At 35.3% G+C, this 7,279-nt stretch carries 8 protein-coding genes; 1 reads left to right on the forward strand and 7 read right to left on the reverse strand.

The window, feature by feature from the left end; translation table 11 throughout:
• The coding region (locus BLQ81_RS21485; RefSeq protein ID WP_175454319.1) for a transposase at positions 1-333 on the forward strand (333 nt) is incomplete at its 5' end.
• 414 nt (positions 334-747) lie between these two features.
• On the opposite strand, the gene BLQ81_RS21490 is transcribed toward BLQ81_RS21485, so the two are convergent.
• The 7 genes from BLQ81_RS21490 to BLQ81_RS21520 are packed head-to-tail and all read right to left on the reverse strand — an operon-like array spanning position 748 to position 6,819.
• The gene (locus BLQ81_RS21490; protein ID WP_139183706.1) at positions 748-1,119 is read right to left on the reverse strand and encodes a hypothetical protein; all 372 of its coding nucleotides are present in this window, start codon (positions 1,117-1,119) and stop codon (positions 748-750) included.
• A gap of 46 nt (positions 1,120-1,165) precedes the next feature.
• Positions 1,166-3,415, reverse strand: a complete 2,250-nt coding sequence (locus BLQ81_RS21495; protein WP_092735112.1) for an ATP-binding protein — start codon at positions 3,413-3,415, stop codon at positions 1,166-1,168.
• Complete coding sequence (locus BLQ81_RS21500; RefSeq protein WP_092735115.1) at positions 3,415-4,488, reverse strand: HpaII family restriction endonuclease; 1,074 nt, start codon at positions 4,486-4,488, stop codon at positions 3,415-3,417. Before BLQ81_RS21500 ends, BLQ81_RS21495 begins: the two co-directional genes overlap by 1 nt.
• Positions 4,485-5,762, reverse strand: a complete 1,278-nt coding sequence (locus tag BLQ81_RS21505) for a DNA cytosine methyltransferase (RefSeq protein WP_092735118.1) — start codon at positions 5,760-5,762, stop codon at positions 4,485-4,487. The genes BLQ81_RS21500 and BLQ81_RS21505 overlap by 4 nt, the downstream gene beginning before the upstream one ends.
• Positions 5,734-6,165, reverse strand: coding sequence for a very short patch repair endonuclease (locus BLQ81_RS21510; protein ID WP_092735121.1), 432 nt, complete (start codon positions 6,163-6,165; stop codon positions 5,734-5,736). The genes BLQ81_RS21505 and BLQ81_RS21510 overlap by 29 nt, the downstream gene beginning before the upstream one ends.
• Positions 6,166-6,169: 4 nt before the next feature.
• Positions 6,170-6,409, reverse strand: a complete 240-nt coding sequence (locus BLQ81_RS21515; RefSeq protein WP_092735124.1) for a helix-turn-helix domain-containing protein — start codon at positions 6,407-6,409, stop codon at positions 6,170-6,172.
• 11 nt (positions 6,410-6,420) lie between these two features.
• Complete coding sequence (locus BLQ81_RS21520; RefSeq protein ID WP_092735127.1) at positions 6,421-6,819, reverse strand: hypothetical protein; 399 nt, start codon at positions 6,817-6,819, stop codon at positions 6,421-6,423.
• Between the last annotated feature and the right edge of the window lie 460 nt (positions 6,820-7,279).

The following is a 7,279-nucleotide window of genomic DNA, read 5'->3' on the forward strand; positions in this document are numbered from 1 at the left end:
AGTTACAAAGACTACCGTCAGGGAGCCCAAAAACTGGAGATGAGCCTGGACAATCTGGAGTTTATCCGGCGATTCTCCCTGCATATCCTCCCAAAGGGAATGGTACGGATCAGGCACTTTGGGATATTGGGAAGTTCGGCAAAGCAAATAACGATTCCGATCATTCATCGGGAACTTGGACTGCCGCTTCCCGAACCAGAAAACAGAGTCCTCGAAATATTCAATCCAAGATATTGCCCTTGCTGCCAAAAGGAAAGCATGGTGAGCATTCAGCGCCTGCCCAAGCGTGGCCCGCCCAAGGCGGTGTTTTCTGCTGTCCCGACCCAATTCTAATCCCCGATTTTGATCGGGCTGGCGAAGCTATGCCTGTCTGCCGCCAAGGCAGGCCCATACTACAAAAAAGCCCTTCCAAAACGGGTTTGGAAGGGCAGAAAATTCTATAATTAGATTGCTTTTTGAATGTGATCCACGACACAAAGCGAACTTTTTGAACTAACCAACCCTACAAATCCAACTGAAATTCCGATTCAATCCCCATAAGAACCTCACCGGTTTCGTGCAACAGCGCTTTCATTGTTCGTGCTCCGCACGCAACGAAAGCTTAGTTGTTGGGTGCTGGCCTTCTGTTTTTGTCGATTGTTTCTCAGTCATTTCGTATTGGTTTTTGTCGTGCGTTGGCTTGGTGGCTCTTTTGCAAAACTTGGCTTTTGCGTTTGCTTGTGCGGTTTTGCAAATGTGCCACCAATTTTAGGACTGATTAAAATATCTTGACTTAATTCTTTCAAATACACTATCAACAAGACTCTCAAATGTAACACATGGGATATTCCCATGATGTTTGATTTTACTCTTTAATTCGTCAATTGATGTCCCAGCAGAGTAATAAATTTTGGGAACCCTTGCAGCTTCAGGAGTCTCATCTGTCATTATTATAATCTTGTCAATTATTTCGTTTCCCCATCTATCATTTCCTAAGTCATCATCAATTAATATAATGTGAAAGGTATTTGTCATTAGGTCTGATTCAAGCATTGAGTCATCTGAACGTTGCAAAATATCAAGTTCACTATCCAATTCATGCTTTAGTCTTAATGCTAAATATTCTCTGAATGATTCCATTTTGGTTTCAGAGTCTTCGAACAATAAAATTTTAATCGTCATTTTTTTATTTATTAAAAGTTAATAAGAATTCTGCACCCGGTTCTGCCTTATTCACGTATTCAATTTTTCCGTTTATTTTACTTAAGATTTCTTTAATGTGAGTTAATCCAAGCCCTGAACCGCCAGTTGTTGTAAAACCAAAGTCAAATATTTTCTTTTTATCTTTTGGTGGTATTCCAACACCATTATCGCTAAATGAAGCTATAAGTGAATGGTCGAATGAAGTAAGTGTTACATCAATTACGTCTGCATTAGCTTTTTTAGAATTATTAATTAGGTTATCAATAATTATTGTCATTTCAATTGGCTTGAAATTCGTGATAAACTTTTCTTCTTTGCTAAAATGTAGATTTATTTTTATACCACTATTGTATGTTCCTGCAATATTTTCAATATACTGTGTAATAAATTCTATCATGTCAAGCCTTTGGTCTTCGGCATTCATTTTGAAGTTAGCTTTAGTAGCAAACCTTGAGATGGATAATATCTTATGATTTTCAAGATTAAGCACCCCAATTGCTCTTTTGAGTTCTTCATTAGTAATCGGAATATTCTTGTCTATCTTATAAGTAAGAATTTTAAGATGGTTGCTAATTATACCTGAAGAAATACCTATATGATGCATTAAACTTACTAAGTCAACTAAATCTTGGCTCTTTAAAGATTTAAGAAAAAGATTTTGAGCAACATTTTCTTTAATCTCTTTTTCTTTTTCTCTAATTTCTTCCTCTGCCAAATCTGCTATAACAATAGCATCATCCAAGGTGTTTTTAACCTTTTTGATTTTTGCAATCAAATCAGGGTTGTCGGTATCTCTTGCAAGTTTCTCAATCGATTTTAATAGTGATTTTGCACTACTACTTTCCTCTTGAGTATGGCTAATAATATCAATTAGATTAGGGTTGAATTCAATTGATTCTATTTTATCACTACTTGAAATGTCTGCTATTAATCGAACTATTTTTTCTTGGTCTTTTGATGTGTTTTCAAACTCTTCTATATCTACTCCATATTTCAATATGTTCTTTTTGAAGCTTTCTAACTTCACAATTACCTTTTCAATAAAGAAAGATTTTAATTGGTTATAACTCGAATTCTTTATTAGACCATCTCCACGACTTGTTGTTTCCTTAAATTCCTCGTTTTCACCCAGAATTTCTATTCTTCCAATCAACTCACTAGTTCCAACAAAATCACCTAATCTATTTTGTTGTCTTCTGTCTAGTTCAAAGGAGTCTTCACCAGGCTCACCAAATGGATATACACGAATCCCATTTTTGTAGAGAAAAACTGAGCCATATTCACCAGCTTTCATCCCCATTTGTCTTGTGAAATTATTTTTTGCAGCTCTGTTTAGATGATAAAGCTCTACAACAATTTCTTGTAATAAAACAAACTCTTCATTCTCTTCCTTTATTCTATACAACCAAACTCCATTGTTAGATAATTCAGTTGTAATAGTTTTTCCATCCAGTGATATTTCTGAAAATATTTTTATTGTTTTTTCTTTTAGAATTTCTAGCAAATGATTTTCGACTAATCCATTAATTTTTCGATTGTTGTCAATTTGTAGTGAATCATGCTCAATGAAATCATTGGCTATTATTTTTATTTCGAACTGGCGTTTATTGTTCCCACTGAATGGATTAATTAGTTTGGCAAGAGAATTTTTGAGTCGCAAAAGTTTATCTACATCCCAAACTGAATCATTTCTAAGTCCATAAATTTCTAACATTGTTCCTGTCTGGAACTTACTTGGATTAGTTTTAAGCGTTTGATGATTAACACTTACATTAATAAATTCATCTTTAGCATTTTGCTCAAATTTCGACCAATCAACTACAATTTGTTCAGTTTGAGAGTTTAATTCATCTTTTGTAGATGTTAAGGTTAAATACGAACCTAACTTATCACATGAAAATCGTCCAATTCCTTTAGCCCCTGCATAGTATATTTTAGATTGTATTTTATTCCTATAATCTATGTCTTCTGTTCCGTCTTTCTTAGCAGAATAAGCAACAAACAACCATTTATTCAATAGGTCGTCATAATTCATGCCTTTGCCGTTGTCGGTAATTTTTATATTACCATTACTACTTAAAATATTTTCAAATTCTATCTCAACTTTTGTTGCATGTGCGTCAAACGAATTTTTGACTAATTCAAAAATTGCAATGAAATCATCAGTAATTAAATCCTTACCGATTATATTTTTTAGACCTGAACTAATACGAAATTGTAATTCTTTACTCATTATATAAATCGTATTTGAAGGTTTAGTTTAAAATACAAGTTTTCACCTTCTGAAAAAACATTTCCAAAATCGTGTCGGGTGCTGCTTGCTGTTTCAAGTTTGGTATTGTGAAACAGATAATCTTCGAATTGATTTCTGTTGTAAATGTGATAGCATAAAATCTCTCCGTCCTCTTTTACAATCAAATAACCGCCTGTTGCATCATATAAACCACCCCAAACTTTTGATGGCATCATTCCGAGTGCTACATCAGTTAAAAATCTTTTGATTTTGTATTCGTAAAATGAGTGTGAAAATTGAGTGTCATAACCCAGTGGATTCTTTGAACTTATCTCTTCAGTTAATGCACTTATCGTGCTTAAATTACTTGTAAAGAATTGTTTGATTACTTCTGCAAGTATGTTAGGCAATAAGCTGTCAATAAGAACCAAATTGTTTTTGAAAATATCCTGCTCAAGCGATAAAAACTTTAATTTTCCGCCAAGCTTTTTCACTTCCTCTAAACGGTCTTTAATTTTACTTCTCGTGTCAATTGCGTTTATTTTTTTAATGTCAGAAGTAGAACCTTTAAAACCGTTGATTTGATATACAAAGTTTGTCGTTTTCCCCGCATTTAAAAGAGTGGAATCACCTCCTAATTGAGATTTAATGCTAAATCCCAATTCTGCTGTTTGATTTATTCTTTGGTCGTGTATTACAATTCTGATGTCAGATTTTGAAGTTGACTTTGCTTTTAATGTTCCGCAGTTAACAGATTTCATAAAGGCTTCGGTTTCAGGGATGCTAAATGCACCTGTAGAACCTTTTATTTTGGAAAGTAGCTTTACTGCTTGTTCTGAAAATGTTTTAACAGGAATTCGCAGTTTTTCTTTGCCTCCTGAAACAACAACTAAATCACCGGTTATTTCATATTCGTAGTTGCCACCGGTTTCATTTCTGATAATTTTTATGATGGGATAGAATAAATTCTCAACTTTTTTCAAGTCGGCATCACCGGCAAAAAGATTCTTGTCGCCTAATAATTTGAATAGTGCATATATTTCACTCCATTCACCTTTATTTCCTGTTATCATTTTAAAATTTTGATTTTAACTGCTTTTAATACTTGCTCTGCGGTTGCTTGAATAGCAGGAACGGCAACGGAGTTGCCGAACTGCTTGTATGCGGAAGCATCAGCAACCGGAATTAAAAAATTGTCCGGGAAGCCTTGAAGTCTTGCCCATTCTCGGGGTGTCATTTTACGAATTCCTTCTCTGTTTACTTCGCCTTTTATGTGAGTAGTAGGAGTGAAGTCTTTTATTCGCTTGTCAATTACCAAATTTCTTTCTCTGCCCATTCCACCGCATACAACTGCGTTGGCAATGCCTGTGTCCGATATTATCTCAAACCCAAAACCGTTTCCTTTGCTTTCGTGTCTTGACTTGTGGTTGTGAAGTGTTTGTAAATATTGAGTTGATAGATAGAATTTTGTTGGTGGAACTTTCTTCTCTTTAATGTCTGCAAACTTTACTTTTTTGTTAAGCGGTTTTGGGTATTCAAATTCTGAAACCTTTGTGCTTTTATGAAAGCCAACAATGAAAATTCTCTCTCTGTTTTGAGGAACACCAAAGTCTTTTGCATTTAAAATTTGTGGTTCGGGAACATAATATCCTAAGTCATTTCTCAATACATTTAAAATTGTTGCCAAAGTTTTTCCACCATTATGATTTCTTAAACCTTTTACGTTTTCAAGAAAAATAGCTTTAGGTTGCTTTCTTTTTATAATTTCTGCAACATCAAAAAATAAGGTTCCTCTTGTATCTTCAAATCCTCCACGTTTTCCGGCAATAGAAAATGCTTGACAAGGAAATCCAGCACACAAAACATCAAATCCATCAGGTATGAATTTTTTAGTTTGTTCTTTTGTGATGTCACCAAATGGAACTTCACCAAAATTTGCTCTATAAGTTCTTTGTGCTTCTTTATCCCACTCACTTGTAAAAACACATTTACCACCTAAATTTTGCATTGCCATTCTGAAACCACCAATGCCGGCAAACAAGTCTATAAACTTGAAAGTGTAATTATCAGGAGTTGGAAAAGGAACATCATTTACTTCAAAAAGTAATTGTTGTAAAGCATTTTCTGCAACCATTGAAAGATTGTTTTCTTCCTCTTGGAATTGAACATATTCTTTCAAATATTTCATTGCATCTTTCTTGAAATGCTTCGCTACTCCATTATCAATATTGTGGAGATAATGAGTGATAACAGCTTTCTTGTGATTAGCCGGAACTGCTTCAACTAATCTGATTTGAAACCGTTTTCCGTCAAACTCGTCAATTGATATTTTTTCTTTCAGTTTCATTTATAGTCTTTTGAATTTTAGTAATGCACTTGTCAAGATTTTTGGTAATGTCTTTACCCCAAAATCTTAATACTTTCCAACCTTCTGCAATAAGCTTTTCGTTTACCTCATTGTCACGCTCTATGTTGCGTTCAATTTTTGTCAGCCAAAATTCCTGATTGCTTTTGTGGTCATACTTTTTTGTTTCCCAATCTTTACCGTGCCAAAACTCACTGTCAACAAAAACAGCAAGTTTATATTTTTTAAAGGTTAAATCAGGTTTCCCAAAAACTGTTCTATCATTTTTTCTATAACGCAAACCTTGAGCAAACAAAGCTTTTGCAAGAGCAGTTTCAATCTTAGAGCCGAAGGCTCTAACTGCTTGCATATTCTTTCTTCTTTGTTCTACTGTAAGCTTGTCCATAGCCCTACTTTTCTACAACTTTAAATTCATAGTCAAGGAAAATCGAAAAGCGAACCAAATAGTCAACTGTAATGCTGAATTTACCATTTTCAATTTTTGAAATTGTCGAACGGTTAATGTTCATCAGTTCTGCTAATTGTTCTTGGCTGTAACCTCTTTGCTCTCGAACAATTCTAATTTTGTCGCCAAGTTTTAGCCGATAATCTTTTATTTGATTTTCTGTTGCCGTTAATTCTGCGTTCATAGAATTGTATGTTAATTCACAAATAAAGTTCCTGTGTGTTCTGTTCCGAATTCGTCTTGAATTGTCAGCCAAACATCTGTTTCAACTCCTTTAACTCCTTTTGTCAAGTCAAGCATAATTTTCTGTTCGCTCACTTTTACAACTTTTCCTGTCGCCTGTGAATAGTCGGCTTTGTTAATTGTTACTTCGTGTCCAACGAGGTCGGAAGTGTCAACTTCTACAACTTCAAGGTCGTCAAGTAAAACTGTGTTGATAGGAGGGAATGAAAGTCCTGTGTTTAGAGCTTTAATGTCTGCTCTTGGTCTTTCAACGTCTTCTTTGATTTCTAAAACAACGTAAAGTTGGTCTGGATTTTCGTCTGGTAGCGGTGTGTGAAACTTTGCTACTTGTCCCGGTTTATTTGGTTTCATTTGTCTGTGTGCAGAATTTATAGCGTTGCCCCCGCTGTTTAATTTGTTAATGTGTCAAAGGTAAAAATCTCGTTCTAAAATGGTGCAATATATTGAACATATTTTTCAACAATTTGTCAATGTCAAGTTTGTTGCTGTTGTCCGGTGCGTTGGCAAAAAATGGCTCTTTTGGTTTTGCGAAGGGTAGGCTTTTGTGTCGGGCAAAACCAAATGTGCCATTTGTGCGGTGGCTTTTCTGTCCGTTAGTTTTTCGTCTGTTGTCCGGTCAAATAGGCTTGCACCCAACGTTTTGGGGGTTTGCGATGGCGGGGAGTTTTAGCACTAAACTTCATTCGGAGAACTGAACTTCCACCTTGCACAAATGTGTCCGCGAAGCACGGAACCCCCGCTATCGCAAACCCCTTGTTGCACTAAACCTGCGGTAGTTTCTCCGGTAAGCGGCAGGAAGGCCGTAACTTTT

It is taken from the genome of Algoriphagus alkaliphilus, assembly GCF_900103735.1.
Taxonomy (GTDB): Bacteria; Bacteroidota; Bacteroidia; order Cytophagales; family Cyclobacteriaceae; genus Algoriphagus; species Algoriphagus alkaliphilus.

What these genes read in the sequence shown, in the direction of transcription:
- BLQ81_RS21490 (WP_139183706.1), bottom strand. Translation starts at nt 1,119, where the DNA reads ATGGAATCATTCAGAGAATATTTAGCATTAAGACTAAAGCATGAATTG.
- BLQ81_RS21495 (WP_092735112.1), bottom strand. Translation starts at nt 3,415, where the DNA reads ATGAGTAAAGAATTACAATTTCGTATTAGTTCAGGTCTAAAAAATATA.
- BLQ81_RS21500 (WP_092735115.1), bottom strand. Translation starts at nt 4,488, where the DNA reads ATGATAACAGGAAATAAAGGTGAATGGAGTGAAATATATGCACTATTC.
- BLQ81_RS21505 (WP_092735118.1), bottom strand. Translation starts at nt 5,762, where the DNA reads ATGAAACTGAAAGAAAAAATATCAATTGACGAGTTTGACGGAAAACGG.
- BLQ81_RS21510 (WP_092735121.1), bottom strand. Translation starts at nt 6,165, where the DNA reads ATGGACAAGCTTACAGTAGAACAAAGAAGAAAGAATATGCAAGCAGTT.
- BLQ81_RS21515 (WP_092735124.1), bottom strand. Translation starts at nt 6,409, where the DNA reads ATGAACGCAGAATTAACGGCAACAGAAAATCAAATAAAAGATTATCGG.
- BLQ81_RS21520 (WP_092735127.1), bottom strand. Translation starts at nt 6,819, where the DNA reads ATGAAACCAAATAAACCGGGACAAGTAGCAAAGTTTCACACACCGCTA.